Origin of the sequence: Sulfitobacter sp. PM12 (assembly GCF_045586035.1) — a bacterium.
Lineage (GTDB): Bacteria > Pseudomonadota > Alphaproteobacteria > Rhodobacterales > Rhodobacteraceae > Sulfitobacter > Sulfitobacter pontiacus.
Window position 1 is genome coordinate 207,828 of the sequence record NZ_CP151529.1, and the last position, 17,413, is coordinate 225,240.

The 17,413-nt window shown below is 61.4% G+C and carries 15 protein-coding genes; 8 read left to right on the plus strand and 7 right to left on the minus strand.

Translation table 11 applies throughout. The features are described 5' to 3' along the window. Nucleotides 1-86 precede the first annotated feature (86 nt). From AADW22_RS00995 to AADW22_RS01010, 4 genes are read right to left on the minus strand one after another with little or no spacing between them, the layout of a single operon-like run. Nucleotides 87-1,361, minus strand: a complete 1,275-nt coding sequence (locus AADW22_RS00995; RefSeq protein WP_407474068.1) for a bifunctional folylpolyglutamate synthase/dihydrofolate synthase — start codon at nt 1,359-1,361, stop codon at nt 87-89. Further along, complete coding sequence (gene accD / locus AADW22_RS01000) at nt 1,358-2,323, minus strand: acetyl-CoA carboxylase, carboxyltransferase subunit beta (protein ID WP_005850460.1); 966 nt, start codon at nt 2,321-2,323, stop codon at nt 1,358-1,360. Before accD ends, AADW22_RS00995 begins: the two co-directional genes overlap by 4 nt. A gap of 58 nt (nt 2,324-2,381) precedes the next feature. Next, complete coding sequence (locus AADW22_RS01005) at nt 2,382-3,272, minus strand: CPBP family intramembrane glutamic endopeptidase (RefSeq protein WP_064216114.1); 891 nt, start codon at nt 3,270-3,272, stop codon at nt 2,382-2,384. Beyond that, nucleotides 3,269-6,370, minus strand: coding sequence for an ABC transporter transmembrane domain-containing protein (locus AADW22_RS01010; protein ID WP_340270220.1), 3,102 nt, complete (start codon nt 6,368-6,370; stop codon nt 3,269-3,271). Before AADW22_RS01010 ends, AADW22_RS01005 begins: the two co-directional genes overlap by 4 nt. A gap of 152 nt (nt 6,371-6,522) precedes the next feature. Between AADW22_RS01010 and ilvD the strand changes: the two genes are divergently transcribed. From ilvD to AADW22_RS01040, 6 genes are all read left to right on the plus strand, one after another. Beyond that, entirely contained in the window at nt 6,523-8,289 is a 1,767-nt protein-coding gene (gene ilvD / locus AADW22_RS01015; protein WP_005850463.1) for a dihydroxy-acid dehydratase, read from the plus strand. Continuing rightward, a complete protein-coding gene (locus tag AADW22_RS01020) occupies nt 8,270-8,866 on the plus strand; it encodes a hypothetical protein (RefSeq protein WP_407474069.1) in 597 nt (198 codons plus the stop codon). The genes ilvD and AADW22_RS01020 overlap by 20 nt, the downstream gene beginning before the upstream one ends. A gap of 93 nt (nt 8,867-8,959) precedes the next feature. Next, on the plus strand, nt 8,960-9,733 hold the full coding sequence (locus tag AADW22_RS01025; protein WP_005850467.1) for a DUF6478 family protein: 774 nt from the start codon (nt 8,960-8,962) through the stop codon (nt 9,731-9,733). A gap of 9 nt (nt 9,734-9,742) precedes the next feature. Further along, nucleotides 9,743-10,114, plus strand: coding sequence for a hypothetical protein (locus AADW22_RS01030; RefSeq protein ID WP_407474070.1), 372 nt, complete (start codon nt 9,743-9,745; stop codon nt 10,112-10,114). Between the two features lie 73 nt (nt 10,115-10,187). Beyond that, complete coding sequence (locus AADW22_RS01035; RefSeq protein WP_005850470.1) at nt 10,188-10,850, plus strand: TrkA family potassium uptake protein; 663 nt, start codon at nt 10,188-10,190, stop codon at nt 10,848-10,850. Nucleotides 10,851-10,927: 77 nt separating this feature from the next. Next, nucleotides 10,928-12,190: a TrkH family potassium uptake protein gene (locus AADW22_RS01040; RefSeq protein WP_407474564.1), complete on the plus strand. Its 1,263-nt coding sequence runs from the start codon at nt 10,928-10,930 to the stop codon at nt 12,188-12,190. 81 nt (nt 12,191-12,271) lie between these two features. Here the strand turns inward: AADW22_RS01040 and AADW22_RS01045 are convergent, their stop codons facing one another. Genes AADW22_RS01045 through gpmI form a run of 3 tightly spaced genes read right to left on the minus strand, consistent with a single transcriptional unit; the run spans nt 12,272 to nt 16,257 of the window. Continuing rightward, complete coding sequence (locus tag AADW22_RS01045) at nt 12,272-13,609, minus strand: S41 family peptidase (RefSeq protein WP_037942619.1); 1,338 nt, start codon at nt 13,607-13,609, stop codon at nt 12,272-12,274. A gap of 3 nt (nt 13,610-13,612) precedes the next feature. Then, nucleotides 13,613-14,743 carry a murein hydrolase activator EnvC family protein gene (locus tag AADW22_RS01050; RefSeq protein ID WP_407474071.1) on the minus strand — a complete coding sequence of 377 codons (1,131 nt, stop codon included), beginning with the start codon at nt 14,741-14,743 and terminating at the stop codon, nt 13,613-13,615. Then, on the minus strand, nt 14,740-16,257 hold the full coding sequence (gene gpmI / locus AADW22_RS01055; protein ID WP_340245003.1) for a 2,3-bisphosphoglycerate-independent phosphoglycerate mutase: 1,518 nt from the start codon (nt 16,255-16,257) through the stop codon (nt 14,740-14,742). Before gpmI ends, AADW22_RS01050 begins: the two co-directional genes overlap by 4 nt. 185 nt (nt 16,258-16,442) lie before the next feature. Between gpmI and AADW22_RS01060 the strand changes: the two genes are divergently transcribed. Both AADW22_RS01060 and AADW22_RS01065 read left to right on the plus strand, forming a co-directional pair. Further along, the gene (locus AADW22_RS01060; protein WP_005850479.1) at nt 16,443-16,622 is read left to right on the plus strand and encodes a zinc-finger domain-containing protein; all 180 of its coding nucleotides are present in this window, start codon (nt 16,443-16,445) and stop codon (nt 16,620-16,622) included. Between the two features lie 50 nt (nt 16,623-16,672). Beyond that, entirely contained in the window at nt 16,673-17,302 is a 630-nt protein-coding gene (locus tag AADW22_RS01065) for a TIGR02117 family protein (protein ID WP_407474072.1), read from the plus strand. Nucleotides 17,303-17,413 lie beyond the last annotated feature (111 nt).

Below are 17,413 nucleotides of genomic sequence, written 5' to 3' on the forward strand. Positions count from 1 at the left end.
CCCCAAAGGCAAAAATGTTACCCTCGGACCTTAGGACGCAAATTCCCTACAAATCGTAAATATAGCCAATTCTAATTGTTAAAAGGCTATCCGTTTTCCCGCAAAATTGCGCCTGCCAGATAGAGCGAACCGCAGATCAATACCCGCGCGTGGGGCACCTTCGCGACAATGGTTGCAAGCGCTTCGGCGACGCTAGGTGCCTCTTGCGCGGTCAGGCCGACGTCGATCGCTGCGCGCGCGGTTTCGGTGGCCGGCAACGTCGCTGCTTCACCCGGGATCGAGACGGCGAACAATTGTTCTGCATAACCGGCCAGCGGGCGCAGATAGCCGCCGATATCCTTGGTGTTCAACATGCCACAGATCAGGAATGTGGGGCGGGCAGGCATGTCTTCTAGCACCGCCGCGATGGCGTCGCCCGCAGCAGGGTTATGCCCGCCGTCCAGCCATAATTCGGCCTGCGGCGCTGCGTCGATCAGCGGCCCGTGACGCAGACGTTGCATTCGGGCGGGCCATTCGGCGCGGGTCACAGCGGCCTCGCAGGCGTGCGCGGAGGCCCCCAATTGTCGCAATGCTGCCAAAGCCGCACCGGCGTTGGAAATCTGATGCGCGCCCAACAGGTTAGGCTTGGGCAGGTCCAGCAGCCCCGAGTCATCCTGATAGACCATGCGTCCGGCTTCGGGGGCCACATGCCACTGCTGACCATAGGCAAAAACGGGGGCGTGGTGGCGTGCCGCCTGCGTCTCTATCACCTCGAGCGCGGCATCTTGTTGCGGGCCGACGATGCAGGGCACGCGACGTTTGATGATGCCGGCTTTTTCACCCGCAATCTCCGGCAGGGTCGTGCCCAGAAACTGTTGGTGATCAATCGACACCGGCGTGATCACGGTCAATGCGGGCTGGTCGATCACATTGGTCGCGTCCAGACGCCCGCCAAGGCCGACCTCAAGCAGGGTATAATCCGCCGGAGTACGGGCAAAGGCCAGTAGCGCGGCGCAGGTTGTGATCTCGAAATAAGTGATGCTCTCGCCGTTGTTGGCGGCGTAACATTCATCCAGCATCTCGGTCAGCGCGGCTTCGGAAATCAGCTCTCCGGCAAGGCGGATGCGTTCGTGAAAGCGCGCCAGATGGGGCGAGGTATAGGCGTGGACACGGTGGCCATCCGCCTCAAGCCCCGCACGGATCATCGCCTGTGTCGATCCTTTACCATTGGTACCGGCAATATGGATCACAGGGGGCAGGTCGTTCTGGGGGTTGCCCAAAGCGTTCAGCAGCCGCCACATGCGATCCAGCGTCAGGTCGATAATCTTGGGATGCAGCGCCATCATACGCGCCAGCACTGCATCCGATGTGTTCTGCGTCATTTCGCCTTGGGTTCCGCCGCTTCGGCTTTGGGGGCCGCATCGGGTTCTGGCGTTAGCGCATGGGCAATATCGCCGCCTTCGGTAGGCGCAGGCAGATCGCCGCGCACCGCGGGGGGCAGTTTCATCAGCATCCGCGTGATGTCGATCAACTCATCCCGCATCTGGGTGCGCGGGGTCACGCGGTCCAGCATGCCGTGGTCCAGCAGATATTCGGCGCGCTGGAAGCCTTCGGGCAATTTCTCGCGAATGGTCTGTTCAATCACACGTGGGCCGGCAAAGCAGATCAGCGCATTGGGTTCCGCAATCTGGACATCGCCCAGCATCGCATAGCTCGCCGTGACACCACCGGTCGTGGGGTGGGTCAGAACGACGATATAGGGCAGCCCCGCTTCTTTCAGCATCTGCACGGCGATGGTGGTGCGCGGCATCTGCATCAGGCTCAGGATGCCTTCTTGCATACGCGCGCCACCGGCGGCAGAGAAGAGCACCAGCGGGCATTTCAGCTTAACCGCTTTTTCAGCCGCGGCGATGATGGCGTTGCCGACATACATGCCCATGGACCCGGCCATAAACGAGAAGTCCTGACCTGCCGCGACGATCGGCGTGCGGCCGATTTCACCGGTGGCGACCAGCATCGCTTCGGCTTCGCCCGTTTGTTTCTGGGCGGCCTTCAGACGGTCGGGGTATTTCTTTTGATCGCGAAAATGCAAAGGATCCGGCGTCGGCGCGGGGACCTTGACCTCGGTAAAGATGCCGCCGTCGAACAGCGCCTTGAAGCGTTCACGCGGGGTAATCGCCATGTGGTGACCACAGCTGGTGCAGACGTTCAGGTTGTCCGACACCTCGCGGTGGAACAGCATGGTGCCGCATTCTTCGCATTTCGTCCACAGATTGTCCGGCGTCTCGCGACGCGAGAAGATGGAGTTGATCCGAGGACGGACGTAGTTGTTGATCCAGTTCATGGTGAACCTTTGCTTCCAGTTTCGCCTTCCAAATAAGCTGACGCGCAGTAAATTGCAATCAACGGCGGATCGCCAGCCGTGCGGCAAGCCAGCTGACCAGCATCAGCGCGAAATCGACGGGCAACCACGCGCGCAACGCGTCGACATCATTCATCCCGAAGGGGGTCAGATACAGCGCCAAACCCGATAGGTCATCGGGCAGAGAGGTAATGACGATCGCCGCGACATTATTGCAGAAATGCACTGCAATGGCTGGCCCCAGCGACCCTGCCCGCGCGGTCAGATCGGCCATCAACATCCCGAAGACACCGGCCCAAAGTGCTATGACCAGCGCATTTTCGCCGGCTTGGTCGGGAAGATAGTGCCCAAGCGCGAAAATCACGGCCGGCAGCACCATCCACACCAGCGGAGAGTTGAACCGTGCCGCCAGCTGCTGCTGGACATAACCGCGAAAGACGATCTCTTCGGCGCTGACCTGTACCAGCACCCCGAGCAGCGAAAACGGCAGCAGCATCAGCCATGTGCCAAGCGCGAGGTTGGGCACATAGGGCGCGCCAAGGTTCCACGGTGGCAGCAAATAGGTCACCGCACCAAGCAGCACCAGCATCTTGAGCACGGCCCAGAACTGCGGCACCACAAGCCCCGACGGGCCGATCAGGCCACGCACGGGACGTTTGTGGATCACCCGTGTCACCACGGCCACGCCGACGATCATCAGCCCGAAGCTGCCAAGCAGCAGGAACATCGCCATCGGCGTCTTGCCTGACAGCAAGCTGTCATAAAACCCGTCCGCACGCGGCCCCATCAGGTTGAACAGCGTGGTGAACATCAGGTTGTTAAGCAGCAGGTAGATCGCGGTTGCCGCAAGAAACCCCAAGATCAGCCGCCACAGCGCCGCCGAGGGGATCGCAGGGGCGACAAAGGCTTTGTGGGCAGCGTATCGGGTCACGCGGGGTCATCTCCTACGGGCGGGGGCAAGGCTTCGTCTTCGCGCGGGATATCCACCCGTGCCGCACGAAGCAAGTCGGCGGCGTTGGTCAGATGGCTTGATACCGTGCGTAGAAGGCTCAGCAGGATCACACGGTCGTTTTCAACCACCGACTTGAATTGATCCGCACCGATCCGAAGGAAACGGCTGTCTTCGACGGCCACAAAATCCATCTGCCGCGGCTCGTTCACGATGACCGCAAGGTCACCGATCAACCGCCCCTTTTCGACGGTCGAGACGTGATGCGCCAACCCTTCGGGGTCGCGCCAGCTCAGCTCTCCCTTGCCCGACAGACAGAGGTAGACCGCATCTGGCCGTTGGTCTTGAGCAAAGACCATCTCGCCCTGTGCGACGGTGTACCACTGCGCCGCAAAGGCCAGCAGGCGCTGGTTGCGCGGGTCGAGGTTGCCGAACAAGTCGTTGCGCGCGATGATCCGCAGTTTGCGTCGCAAATCGTCCGAGATGCTGTCGTCCTGACTGGGAGTATCAACCTGCGCCAGACCGTCAATGCGCCCGCCACGGATCTTGATGTACATGTCGAAATCGTCAGGATTGGCAAAGGAGCTATCCATGTAAATCTGGGTCGTTTCGGGCAGCAGTTCGCTGACCTTGTCGCGCAACCGTTGCAAGCTTTCTGCGTCATGCCCCGCAAGCGACTGGTTCAGGATCAGGATATCGGGTCGTTTCATCGCCGCGCGGCTGAATCCGGCGCGTTCCTGGAACATCATCGCGATATTTGACCCGCCGATGCTGACCGGCAGATCAAAGACGTTGAGCGCGACATCCTGTTGCAGCCCGTGTTTCTTGAACACGTCCGACACCACATCCAGAACCAGATCCGCCTGAAGCCCCGCCACGGCGGAAATCCGGCCATACAACACGTTTTCGAGTATCGTCAGACGCGGCAGATACTGGTCAGGTGTGATCGGCACGAACATATCCCGCGCCCGTTCGCGCATCTCGGCACCCTGCTGCTTACGGATTTTCAGGATCTCGTCCTTGAAGGTCGCAGGGAAAGCCGGGCCGATTTGTTCGGCCGTGAAGGCAAAGGGCACGGTAAGCAGCAACGAGAATTCATCCTCGCTCAGCGCTTCATCCCCTTTGGCGCGACGCCGCAGCGCGATATCGACCAGTTGTTCGTACAGTTCTTCCTCGATGCCGAGCGCGGTGAACAGCGGGTGGTCGGTGCCATCACGTCCAAAGGTCTGGTGCAACGTTTCTACCAGCGTCTGTGAAATCGCGATGCCCTGCTCGGCCAGACCCTGTTCGATGATCATCGCCAGAAAGCTGCGTTCAAGCGCCAGACCCGCCTGCGAGATGCTGCGGATGGGCGCGGCGAACATCAGGTTCCCCCCAAGCGGCAGCGCCGGGTTGAACCGATCGGGGTCGAAGCGGTGCACCACCTTGTCCAGCCCTTGCTCTTTCAGCCGCTCGTGCACCTCGTCGCGCAGGGCAACCACGCGGGCCGCAAGCTCGGGGTGTTTTTCCGGGTCCATCCGGTCGGCGGCCATGCGACGGAACATCATGTCCTGTGTGCCAACGGCGCTGGCCAGCTCATACCACCAGTCGTTGATGTCCTCGCGGGTGCTCAGATCGGCGAGCCCGGGGTCCAGCCAATCCGCCTTGGTGCTGTCCAGACTATTGCCCGACCGCTTTGTCTCGATCGCGGCGCGGTCGGTTTTCATGGGGTCCCAGAGGACGGTTTTCGGGCTCGACCGCAGAGGCATCAGCAGATTGTCCCCGACGGTGCCCTGAAACAGATAGGGGTGCGCATCGGAATAGCCGATCCGCGCCGCAAGCACGGCCTGATGCAGCTCTGCCAGATTATGCCCCGCCATCGTGATCCGCCCGCGGCTCGGCACGGCCTCGCGCACCAAAAGCTCTGCCAGAGCGTTGCGTTCGGATTGGTTGGGCATCTCAAGTGCGACGCGCGCGCCTTTGGGTATTTCGAGGTTCAGATCATCCAGGATCGTGTTCCCGTCCGGCGTGCGCAAAGACACATGTTCCAGCACAATTGGGCCGCGCAGATGCGGGACTTCATCGGGCTCGCCTTCGAACAGGCGCGCGTCGATCTCGCCGCGCGGGGCGAAACGTTCAATGACCACATCCCACCGCAGCGACATGTCCTGCGTCTGATTGTAATAGGTCAGCAGTTCCTTCCACGGGCTCGACAAATCCTTGTAGGCAGCCAAGGCCGCGACCAGCGCGCCCACCGTGATCTGCCCCTTGATCGCAAGATATCCCCCCACGGCATAGAAAAAGAACGGTGTCAGCTGGGTGATGAAGTTGTTGAGAAACTTCATGAAGAATTTCTTCTGATAGATCTGGAAGCGGACCTCGAACAGCTGGCCCAGCCGGTCGGTGAACAGCGCCAGACGGTAGCGCCAGCCGCCGTTGGTGCGCAGATCGGTGATACCGGCGGCGGTCTCGCCGATTTCCGACGACAGGTGCCGCACTTCCTTGATCCGCTGTTTGTTCAGCAGGTTGATCTGCCGCTGCAGCATCGGGATGAGATACGCCTGCAACGGGATCAATGCGACGCCCGCCAACCCGAACCACGGGGATTGCAGGAACAGGAACAGCAGGATGATCAGCATCTGCCCCGCTTGGAACACAGGTTGGGCGACCGCATCGCCCATCAACCCGCCCATCGGCTCTGCCTCCGAGGTGACCATCGACACCAGCTCGCCCTGACTGGTGTTTTCGAAATAGCTGCGCGGAAAACGCATCATCCGCGCGATCAACTGATAGCGGAAGCGACGCAGTAGCCGCTCTGCCAGCACCCCCTTCATCGTGTTCAAACGCATCTTCATCAGGCCGTGGATCAGCACCGAGAAAAGATAGGCAAAACACAGCACCATCAGGAACTGCACCTGACTGAACGACATCCCGAAAACGTCGATCACATCGGTCTCTGCCCCAATGGCATCGTTGATGATGCGCTTGGGCAGTTCGAGGGTGATGTAGAGGATCGGGAAGGTAATCAGCGTGAGGACAAGCAAAACAAGTTGGTCACGACGGGAGTATTTCCAAATAAAGGAAAAAATCGAATGCTCCATGCAGGGTCGCTTTCGCTAGGGGCGGCACAGAGCCAAGGATTATTTAACACCTAAGCCCACAGCCCGCGCTGTTCAACTGGTGGCTTGAGCCTTGCAGCGACAGGGCTGGGTGGCTATTCCGGTGTAAACGTCCACTCAGGGAGGCCTGCCACATGTCCACCAACACCCGCTTTGATAAATCCAGACTGCCAAGCCGGCACGTGACCGAGGGGCCAGAGCGCGCGCCGCACCGGTCCTATTACTACGCAATGGGCATGACCGAAGAAGAGATTCACCAGCCTCTGGTGGGTGTGGCAACCTGCTGGAACGAAGCGGCCCCCTGTAACATCGCGCTGAACCGACAGGCCCAGGCGGTCAAGGTCGGCGTCAAGGCGCAGCAAGGCACGCCGCGCGAATTCACCACCATCACTGTCACCGACGGGATCGCCATGGGCCACGAGGGCATGCGCTCTTCTCTGGCGTCGCGCGAAGCGATTGCCGACACGGTAGAGCTGACAATGCGCGGTCACTGCTACGATGCGATTGTCGGTCTTGCGGGCTGTGACAAATCGCTGCCGGGCATGATGATGGCGATGCTGCGGCTGAACGTCCCTTCCGTGTTCCTCTACGGTGGGTCGATCCTGCCGGGCAAAGTCCCGGAAGGGGCCGATGTGCCTGCCGATTTCGCCAGCCGCGACCTGACTGTGCAAGACGTTTTCGAAGCCGTGGGTAATTACCAGAACGGCAGCATGTCGCAAGCCGCGCTTGAAGTTCTGGAACGCGTCGCTTGCCCGACAGCCGGTGCCTGCGGGGGCCAGTTCACCGCCAACACCATGGCCTGCGTGTCCGAGGCAATCGGTCTGGCGCTGCTGAACTCCTCTGGCATGCCTGCGCCCTATGAATCCCGCGACGCCTATGCGGCGGCCTCGGGTGAAGCCGTCATGAACCTGATCGAAAAGAACATCCGCGCGCGCGACATCTGCACCCGCGAAGCATTCGAGAACGCGGCGCGCATCGTGGCCTGCACCGGCGGATCGACCAATGCCGGTCTGCACCTGCCCGCTATGGCCGCCGAGGCGGGTATCGACTTTAACCTCAGCGATGTATGCGACATCTTCCGCGACACGCCTTATTTTGTCGACATGAAACCCGGCGGGTCGCATGTGGCAAAAGACCTGTATGACGCGGGCGGCGTGCCTGTTGTGATGAAAGAACTGCGCAAGGCCGGCCTGCTGCATGATGACTGTCTGACCGCCTCGGGCCTGTCCATCGGTGAAGAGCTCGACAAGATCGAACGCGAGGCCGACGGCAAGGTGATCCACGCGATCGAAACACCGATCAGTAAGACCGGCGGCGTCGTTGGTCTGAAGGGCAACTTGGCACCCGAAGGGGCCATCGTGAAAATCGCTGGCATGTCCGAAGAAGACATCGTCTTTACCGGTCCGGCGCTGATCTTTGAATGTGAACAAGACGCGTTCGAAGCCGTGCAAAACCGGGCCTACAGCGAAGGCGACGTGTTCGTGATCCGCAACGAAGGCCCCGCTGGTGGCCCCGGCATGCGCGAAATGCTGGCGACCACGGCGGCCCTGTCCGGTCAAGGCATGGGCAAAAAGGTGGCACTGATCACTGACGGCCGTTTCTCCGGCGCGACACGGGGTTTCTGCGTTGGTCACGTCGGCCCCGAAGCCGCACATGGCGGGCCGATTGCCTTGCTCAAACAGGGTGACATGATCACGCTGAACGCGATCACCGGTTCGATCTCGGTCGATATCTCGGACGAGGAAATGGCAGAGCGCAAAGCGGCTTGGCCCGGTGCCCGCAAAACCAACTATCAAAGCGGTGCACTGTGGAAATACGCGCAGCTTGTGGGTCCAACCTATCTTGGTGCGGTGACGCATCCCGGCGCGAAGGCGGAAACACATGACTACATGGACCTGTAAAGGTCCGCTTGCCGCCTTTGGCGTGATGCTTCTGACCGCCTGCGAGGGCGGTCAGGGGCTTGGCGCGTCCTCGGGTGCCGCCAAGCCGCCGTTGTCACGCGCAAAAATGGCCGGAGGGGTCGAACTGGTCGCCCCCGATGGTTTCTGCATCGACCAAACCAGCCTCGAGGCGCGCTTTGCCGTGATTGCACGCTGTGACGGATTAGGGGCCCCTGCCTCTGCGGGGGCAGCACCGCGTGGGTTGATCACGGTCAGCCTGACCCAGTCCAAACCCGGCTCCCTGCCAAGCGCCCAGCAGATCGCGGCTGAAACCTCGCTCCAGAATGTGAGCAATGTGGAGAAAGGCGACCAAAGCGTCACCTTCCGCGCGCAGGGGCGTATTCCTGTCGGTGGGCTTTCCCCCAACCAATGGCGCGGCGTCGCACGGATGGGCACGCAAACCGCCGGTATCGCCGTCTACGGCCCCGAACGCGGCGAGATCGTCAGCCCCTCTGGCCGAAGGGTTCTGACACAGTTGATCACCCGCAGCATCGACGCCAGTGCACCTGCAAAAACTACCGTCGCGCAACGCAACTAGCGCGCCGGCCCCTTGGCCCATTTCATTTGTGCCCCCAGGCTACAGACGGTAGGGTACGACCAACAACCCATTCGTAATCGGGGCAACAGGCACATGCGCAAACTCGGGAAAAAGCTGATCGACAGCGCCTTGATCGCGCGGTTTACCCGCCGCTGGTCCGCCAAAGCCGACCGTGCCCCCCAAACAGAACTGTCTGTGCTGCGCAAACAAGCAGGTCAAGCACGCGCCTTGCGTCGGCATCTGGACAAGCTGATCTACACTGCCGAAGATCGGCTTGCCCTGCCCCGTATCGGTTCTAACAAATTCTCTCGGCCCCATAACACCGATTGGTCCTGGCGCCCGCAGCTGTGGCGCGCGCCCCTGACCAAATCGGGGCTGTCGTCGGTGCAATCCAAGGCGACCATGGGCGATGAGGTCACGATTTTCCACGACTGCACCCTGTCCGAACTCGGCATCCGGCAAATCCGCAACCTCGAAGAAAACCATCTGGCGCCCTATGGGCTTCGGCTTGAGGTCTACCGTTTCGACGGGTCTTTCCTGTCCCTGGTGCTGGACCTTCAGGATGATTGCGTCGACGGGATGAAGCGCACCCATGTCCTGCGCGTGGACGCTGTGATCGAGATGGAGAAACCGATCGAGATTTTCGCCCGCCTGAACATCCGCCACGGGCCCAACACCGAACAGATGGTGCAGGAACTGCCGCTGAACAAATCCGAGGTCACGGCAGAATTCGACCTCGCCTATTCCAACCTGAACGAAAAACGCGTCGAGAAAGCCTGGATCGACCTGATTTTCGAAGGGCCCGAAATGAACCAGATCATGCTGCGTGACCTGACCTTTTCGCGCCGCCCCCGCGCCCAGTTGTAGGAGCCCCGCATGAGCAACCTGACCCTCACCAAAACCCAGATGCGCGATGGCACATGGCAAGGGATCGTGACCGGCGCGGACGATAGCAAACCCGATCTTGCGGTCACCCACGGCGATGCCGATGTCGCGGGGGTGCAGTTGGAACACGACGCGTCCTCGGATCACTGGGTGCTCAGCATCCCTGTGCCCGCAGCCGCAATCGCCGATGGGCTGCATACATTGCTGGTGGTCGACCGCGCGTCTGGCTCGACATTGGCCAGCATCACCCTGATCGGGGACGAGGTCACCGGCCCCGATTTGCGCGCCGAGGTGGATTTGCTGCGCGCCGAGCTTGATATGCTGAAACGTGCGTTCCGGCGGCACTGCGTCGAAACGACCTGACGGCGCTTGCTTGCTTGCCCCTGTGACGCGATGTATCCCTTGGCAAGACTGAGCCCTTCAGAGGACCCTCGTGATGGCAGTGAAAAGACGGACTATCGGCGTGATCGGCCTTGGCAACTTTGGCTCTACGGTCGCAACCGAGTTGCAGCGTTTTGGCAACTACGTGATCGGCGTGGACCTGAACGACCAGCGCGTCAGCAACCATGTCGAAAAGCTGAGCCAAGCCGTGATCGTGGACGCCCGCGATGATGCCGCCCTGCGCGAGGCCGGGTTGGGCGACTGTTCGATGGCGCTGGTCGCCATGGGCAGTGATCTTGAATCAAGCATCCTGTCGGCCATCAACCTGAAACTGCTTGGCGTCGAGACGATCTGGGCCAAGGCCAAGACAAAAACGCACCACCGCATCTTGTCGAAACTGGGTGTCGACCGCGTGATCCACCCCGAAGTCGAAGTCGGCCAGCATATCGCGCAGGTGATCCACAATCCCTTGGTGCGCGACTATGTCAGCCTCGGGAACGGGTACCACGTGGTCAACTTCCGCATCCCCGAAGCGCTTGAAGGCAAATCGCTCGAGACGTTGTCATACGGCAAGAAGTTCGACCTGCGCTGTCTGGGCGTGATGCGGGGCACCGAATATATCGGGCGCGACGGGCTGGACTGCACGTTGCAACGGGACGATCTGTTGATCCTGCTCGGGCAGCGCACCGACCTGCGCAGCTTTGCGGCAAGCCTTTGAAGCTCTTTTCAAAGTCACAGAAAAGCGCGTGGCGGCTTCTGCCCCCGCCCGCCGTGCTTGTGTTGATCTATCTGACGATGGTGGTTCTGGGCGGATTGATCCTGTGGACTCCGCTGGCGAATACTGCGGGGATCACCCTGTCGGACGCGCTGTTCACCTCTACCTCTGCTGTTACGGTGACGGGGCTGGCGGTGGTCGATACTGGCACCGCCTTTACCGGTTTCGGGCAGGCGGTCATCGCACTTCTGATCCAGATGGGCGGCTTGGGGTTGATGACCTTTGCCGTTCTGGTGCTCTCCGCGCTTGGTATCCCTTTGGGGATGCCGCAGCGGATTATCCTGCGCGAGGACCTGAACCAGCCGAGCATCTACAATCTGACCTCGCTGGTGATGGCGATCCTGAAGATCGCCATTCTGGCAGAGCTTATCGGCGCTGCCTTGATGGCCTTTGTCTTCGTGCCCGAATTCGGTCTGGCGCAGGGGCTTTGGCATTCCGTGTTCCTAAGCATTTCTGCATTCAACAATGCGGGGTTCGCGCTGTTCCCCGACAGCCTAAGCAACTGGGTCAGCGATCCGATTATCAACGTTGTGATCCCCGCCCTGTTCATCATCGGCGGCATCGGGTTCATCGTGCTGGCCGATATCTGGGAAAAACGCAGCTGGCGACGGCTCAGCCTGCACAGCAAGCTGATGCTTACGGGCACGGTGGTGCTGATCCTGCTGGCTTGGGCGCTGTTTGCAGCACTGGAATGGCGCAACCCCGCGACCTTGGGCCAGTTCGGCAGCCTTGGCAGCAAGCTTTGGGCCAGTTGGTTTCAGGCCGTCACCCCACGGACAGCGGGCTTTAATACGCTTGATTACGCAGAGGTCCACGAGAGTACTGCCTTGATGACCATGACGCTGATGCTGGTCGGCGGCGGCAGCACGTCGACGGCGGGCGGCATCAAGGTGACCACGCTTATCGTGCTGATCCTCGCCACCGTGGCCTTCTTCCGTCGCAGCACCAGCCTACATGCCTTTGGTCGGTCGATGGGGCCGGATGAAGTGTTCAAGGTCATGGCGCTGACCACAATCAGCATCCTTCTGGTCCTGACGGGCATCTTCATCATGTCGATCAAACATGACGGAGAGTTCATCGACCTCGCGTTCGAGGCAACATCGGCCTTTGGCACCGTCGGCCTGTCGCGCGGTGCCACGGCAGAGCTTGATAGCACCGGCCGCGCGATGATCATGCTGATGATGTTTCTGGGCCGCGTCGGCCCGCTGACCATCGGGTTCTTTCTGGCGACGCAATCGGTGCCCCGCGTGCGCTACCCCGAAGGCAAGGTCTATCTGGGCTGAACACCCGCCCTTGGCCCAACAAAAAAGACCGGCCCGCCTATCTGCGGACCGGTCTTTGATGCGAAGGCGTGATCGCCGCGCTTACTTCTTCGGGCCCAATGCGGACAGACCCTTGAGGATGTCGATGGCATAGGCCAGCTGGTAATCCTCTTCCCGCAAGGACGCGGCTTTTTCGGCCTTGGCGCGGTCTTCCATGATCTGGTCGACCTGATCGTCGGTCAGGCTGTCGTTGTTCAGGCTGCCGCGCAGGTCTGCTTCGGACCGCAGGGGGCGTGCTGTTGCATCCTCTTCCTCGGTGTCCGCAGGCTGTGCCGGTGGCTGGGCGACGATGATGTCGGGGGACACGCCAAGTGCCTGAATGGAGCGGCCCGACGGCGTGTAGTACCGCGCTGTGGTCAGGCGCATCGCCCCTTCACCGCGTAGCGGCATGATCGTCTGCACCGACCCTTTGCCAAAGCTTTTGGTCCCGACGACAATCGCGCGACGGTGGTCTTGCAAGGCACCGGCAACGATCTCGGAAGCCGAGGCAGAGCCGCCGTTGATCAGCACCACAATCGGCTTGCCTTCGGCCAGATCGCCGGGGGTGGCGTTGGTGCGGTCGCCATCCGCGGCATCACGGCCACGGGTGCTGACGATCTCGCCTTCTTCAAGGAAAGCATCCGACACGGCGATAGCCTGATTCAGCAGACCACCGGGGTTGTTGCGCAGATCCACGACAAAGCCGCTGACATTCTCAATGCCGCCGGCGGCCTCGACCTGCTCTTCCAGACCCTCTTTCAGCTTGGGGTAGGTCTGTTCGTTAAAGGTGGTGACCCGCAGCACAACTGCGTCGCCTTCGGTACGGGCGCGCACCGCCGTCAGCTGGATGGTATCGCGCACCAGCGACACGTCGAAGGGTTCGGTCTCGCCTTCTCGCACCACGGTGATCTCGATCTCTGATCCCACCGGCCCGCGCATCAGCTCGACCGCGTCATCCAACGTCAGCCCCAGCAGGCTTTCGCCGTCCACATGGGTGATGAAATCGCCCGCTTCGATACCCGCTTCAGAGGCAGGCGTACCATCAATCGGGGAAACGACTTTGACGAAACCCTCTTCCTGCGTCACCTCGATGCCGAGACCGCCGAATTCGCCACGGGTCTGGTCGCGCATCTTCAGCGCGTCTTTCGGCGACAGGTAGCTGGAGTGTGGATCAAGCGAGGTAAGCATGCCGTTGATCGCGGCCTCTACCAGCTCTTCGGTGTCGACCTCTTCGACGTATTGCGCACGGATGCGTTCAAAGATGTCGCCGAACAGATCAAGCTGTTCATAAACGTTGCTGTTCTTTTCAGTTTCCTGTGCCAGCAAGGGGCCCGCAATCTGCGTCGTGGCAATTACCCCTGCCAGCGTACCGCCCACGGCAGCCATCACGAACTTCTTCATCGTTTATCCATCCTTATCAGTTCGGAACCAGTCTGACGGGTCCTGCGGAACATTGTTCTCTCTTACTTCTATATAGAGCGTTTCTGAACGCTCCACGCCAGCCCCATCACCATTTGGTGACAGCGCCTGTTGATTTACGCCGGCCGGACCGCCCATAAGGCCAATCGGCGTCTCTGCCCCGATCACCTGTCCTGCCTCGCCATAAACCACATCCAGCCCTGCCAATACAAACAACGCCCCGGCCCGAGGTTCAAGAATGACCACGTTTCCAAGGTCCAGCAGCGGGCCGGTGTAGCGGATTGTCGCCGCCGTGGGCGATGTCACGATGGCACGCGGGCGGGTCGCGAGGATAATACCGGGGCGCGTGACCCCCGCCGCATCGGTTTCATTGGCGCGGCGCAGGATCACGCCCTGTACCGGCAAGGTCAGGTCGCCCTTCCGCCCTTCGAAATCGGCGGGCGCATCCGCAATCGGGTCCGAGGTCATCTCGGAGAGGCCGCTGGCGAACCCCGATAGCGTCTCGGAGGTCGAGATCAGGATCGCGGTGCGCACCGGGTCTTCGTTGAAGCGTTTGGGCAGATCAGTCCGGTTGGCCATCGCCTGATTAAGCTCTGTCCGGGCGCGCTGGATTTCCGTCAGCCCGTCCTGCAAGCGCTGTGCCGCATCGGTCTGAAGCGCCCGCAGGGTCTGCACGTCTTCAAGATCCTGCCGCAAGACATCGGCGCGGGTGTTCAGGGCCGGTGTCAGCTCTGCCAGCAACATACCCGCGCGTGCCGTGCCGACGGGCCCTTCAGGATGCAGGAACAAGGTGGGCGACGGGATACCGCCGATGCTTTGCAACACGCCCAGCAACTGCGCGACCTCGCCATCGCGGGCTTGTAGCTTTTTGCTCAGCTGCGCCTCGTTGATGGCCGCCTGACGCAGCCCCTCGCGCATGGCCCCAAGGCCGGTTTCAAACGCCTGAATCGTCTGGGTCAGCGCCTGCACGCGGTCCCGCGCCCCATCTGCGGCGTCCAACTGGGCAGAGGCCGCTTCAAGGTCGGCCATCGCGCGGCGCGCCTGTTCTGCTGCCTCGGTCTGCGCAAAAACGCCGACGGGCCAGAACATCAGGGCAAGGGCGCAAAGGCGGATCATTCGAGCAGCGACTTTCCCGTCATCTCGGCCGGTTGATCCAGCCCCATCAACTGCAACACTGTCGGTGCCAGATCGGCCAGACGACCGCTGCGCAGGCTGGCCCCATCGGGCCCGCCGACAACCGCCACGGGCACGGGGTTGAGCGTATGCGCCGTATGCGCACCGCCGGTTTCGGGGTCAATCATCGTTTCGCAATTACCGTGGTCCGCGGTGACGATCATCGCGCCGCCGACATCCTCAAGCGCCTCAAGCACGCGCCCAAGGCCGGTATCCACCGCCTCGCAGGCCGCGATGGCCGCATCAAGATCACCGGTATGCCCCACCATATCGGGGTTCGCGTAATTCACGACAATCAGGTCGTAGCGGTCCTTGATCGCTTGCACGAAACGGTCGGTGACTTCCGCGCAAGACATCTCTGGCTGCAAATCATAGGTCGCCACATTCGGCGACTTGGGCATATAGCGGTCCTCGCCCGTTGTGGGTGTTTCCTCGCCCCCGTTCAGAAAGAACGTCACATGCGGGTATTTCTCTGTCTCGGCCAAGCGGAACTGCCGCAGGCCGTGCTGTGCGACCCATGCGCCAAGCGTGTTCACGATCTCGGGCTTGGGGTACATAGTGGTCATGAACGCCCCATGCGCGTCGGAGTATTCCGCCATGCCCATCACCGCAGACCACGTAGGCCGCGCACCTGTGTCGAAGGCGTCAAACTCCGGATCCGCAAGCGCCGACATGATTTCGCGCGCGCGATCAGCGCGGAAATTCAGGCAGAAGATCCCATCCCCGTCCTGCACGCCGGTGTAGCCCTCCAGCACCGTGGGCGTGATAAATTCATCGTTTTCGTCCAGACCATAGGCATCATTCACCGCATCGCGGGCGGTTGGGGCGGCACTGCCCTTGCCCTGCACGATCGCCTCATAGGCTTTGGCAACGCGGTCCCAGCGGTTGTCACGGTCCATCGCGTAATAACGCCCCGAGACGGTCGCGATGCTCGCCCCGTCGGGCAAGGCGGCTTGCAGCGTCTCGAAATAGCCCAAGGCCGAGCGCGGCGCGACATCGCGCCCGTCGGTCAGCGCATGGATCACCACCGGAATACCCTGCGCCCGCAGCGCACGCACCGCGGCAATCATATGCGTCAGGTGCCCATGCACCCCGCCATCAGAGACAAGCCCCATCACATGCGCCGTGCCGCCGGTCTGTTTCAGCGTCTCGGCAAAGTCCAGCAACGGTTGATGGGTGGCAAACGCGCCTTCCTCGATCGCAAGATCGATCTGGCCCAGATCCATCGCGACGACACGACCAGCCCCGATATTGGTATGCCCCACCTCGGAGTTGCCCATCTGCCCCTGTGGCAGACCCACATCAGGCCCGAAGGTGGTCAGCGTCGCTGAAGGGCAGCTTTGCATGATCCGGTCGACATGCGGGGTCTTTGCCAGAAGGGGCGCGTTGCCTTGAGGGTCATCGCGCAGGCCCCACCCATCCAGAATGCACAATACGACAGGTTTTGGGGTGTTCATCCTGAGACCGCTCCGCAGGTTTACAGTGGTTTTCCGTCTTTTAGCGGCTCTGTCGCCGATGGTGAACCTAATTCAACGCAGTTTACAAACTTGTAAGCAGAGGGCGGCCAAATCACACGGCGCACCCTTGCCCTGCCTGCGCGGTTTGGTCATAAGATGGGCGCATCAAAGCCAAGGACGACAGCATGACATCCCAAGCACCGGAAACCCGCATTGTGAACACCTGGCGCGTCGCCTGTGACGGCAGCGAAGGCGCCTTGGGGCACCCGCGCGTCTGGCTGCAAATCCCGCAAGACAAGGGCTGGGTCGAATGTGGGTACTGCGACTGCAAGTTCATCCACGCCGAGTTTGAGGGCAAGGTCTGACCAAAGCGTTACGATGGCTGGGCGCGCTTGCGCTTTTGCCCGCGTGCTTTGTGCTTGCCGCAGTGATCGGTGCCCTCTGGGCCGCTCCTGCCTCTGATGAACCGCGCGCGGTGCCAACGCGCGAGGTGCTGCTGGTCCACGGACCCATCCACTATGATCTGCTGATCCCGATTGATGATATCTCGGGCCCGCGGTTTGCCGCGCTCGAGACGCGGGGTCTGCCGCTATCGCACCCCGATGCGCGGTGGCTTGTCATCGGATGGGGGGCGCGCAAGTTTTATACGGAAACCCCCACCTATCGCGAATTGAAACCCGGCAATGTCTGGCGCGGGATTATCGGCGATGACGCGGTGCTGCGGATTGATGTCATTGGCCCCATCGCCCCGACCGCCAAACGCCGGACCGTGACGATGACCGAAGGCGCGTACCGCAGGCTGGTCGCGAATGTCTGGTCGGCGCTTGACCTCGGCCCTGACGGGCTGCCCCAACGTGTCGATGTGGATGGGTATACCGCCACCGATGGATTCTTTGCCGCCAAGGGACGCTTTAGCATCCTGCGCACCTGCAACGTCTGGATCGGCGACCAACTCCGCGCGGCAGGGCTGCGGTTCGGACGCTGGACGCCACTACCCTTGTCAGTGAGCCTCTCCTGGCGCCTTTACCAAAGCGAGCCCCGCTAGGCAGGGACGCTCCGCGGGGAGTTTATTTGGCAAAATGAAGCCGGTCGCGGGCAATTGGCCGCTGGAGAGTTTGCCGGCTTCGTGGCACAAGAAAGCTTGTCTGAAAGAGGA

What these genes read in the sequence shown, in the direction of transcription:
- AADW22_RS00995 (WP_407474068.1), bottom strand. Translation starts at nt 1,361, where the DNA reads ATGACGCAGAACACATCGGATGCAGTGCTGGCGCGTATGATGGCGCTG.
- accD (WP_005850460.1), bottom strand. Translation starts at nt 2,323, where the DNA reads ATGAACTGGATCAACAACTACGTCCGTCCTCGGATCAACTCCATCTTC.
- AADW22_RS01010 (WP_340270220.1), bottom strand. Translation starts at nt 6,370, where the DNA reads ATGGAGCATTCGATTTTTTCCTTTATTTGGAAATACTCCCGTCGTGAC.
- ilvD (WP_005850463.1), top strand. Translation starts at nt 6,523, where the DNA reads ATGTCCACCAACACCCGCTTTGATAAATCCAGACTGCCAAGCCGGCAC.
- AADW22_RS01020 (WP_407474069.1), top strand. Translation starts at nt 8,270, where the DNA reads ATGACTACATGGACCTGTAAAGGTCCGCTTGCCGCCTTTGGCGTGATG.
- AADW22_RS01025 (WP_005850467.1), top strand. Translation starts at nt 8,960, where the DNA reads ATGCGCAAACTCGGGAAAAAGCTGATCGACAGCGCCTTGATCGCGCGG.
- AADW22_RS01030 (WP_407474070.1), top strand. Translation starts at nt 9,743, where the DNA reads ATGAGCAACCTGACCCTCACCAAAACCCAGATGCGCGATGGCACATGG.
- AADW22_RS01035 (WP_005850470.1), top strand. Translation starts at nt 10,188, where the DNA reads ATGGCAGTGAAAAGACGGACTATCGGCGTGATCGGCCTTGGCAACTTT.
- AADW22_RS01040 (WP_407474564.1), top strand. Translation starts at nt 10,928, where the DNA reads ATGGTGGTTCTGGGCGGATTGATCCTGTGGACTCCGCTGGCGAATACT.
- AADW22_RS01045 (WP_037942619.1), bottom strand. Translation starts at nt 13,609, where the DNA reads ATGAAGAAGTTCGTGATGGCTGCCGTGGGCGGTACGCTGGCAGGGGTA.
- AADW22_RS01050 (WP_407474071.1), bottom strand. Translation starts at nt 14,743, where the DNA reads ATGATCCGCCTTTGCGCCCTTGCCCTGATGTTCTGGCCCGTCGGCGTT.
- gpmI (WP_340245003.1), bottom strand. Translation starts at nt 16,257, where the DNA reads ATGAACACCCCAAAACCTGTCGTATTGTGCATTCTGGATGGGTGGGGC.
- AADW22_RS01060 (WP_005850479.1), top strand. Translation starts at nt 16,443, where the DNA reads ATGACATCCCAAGCACCGGAAACCCGCATTGTGAACACCTGGCGCGTC.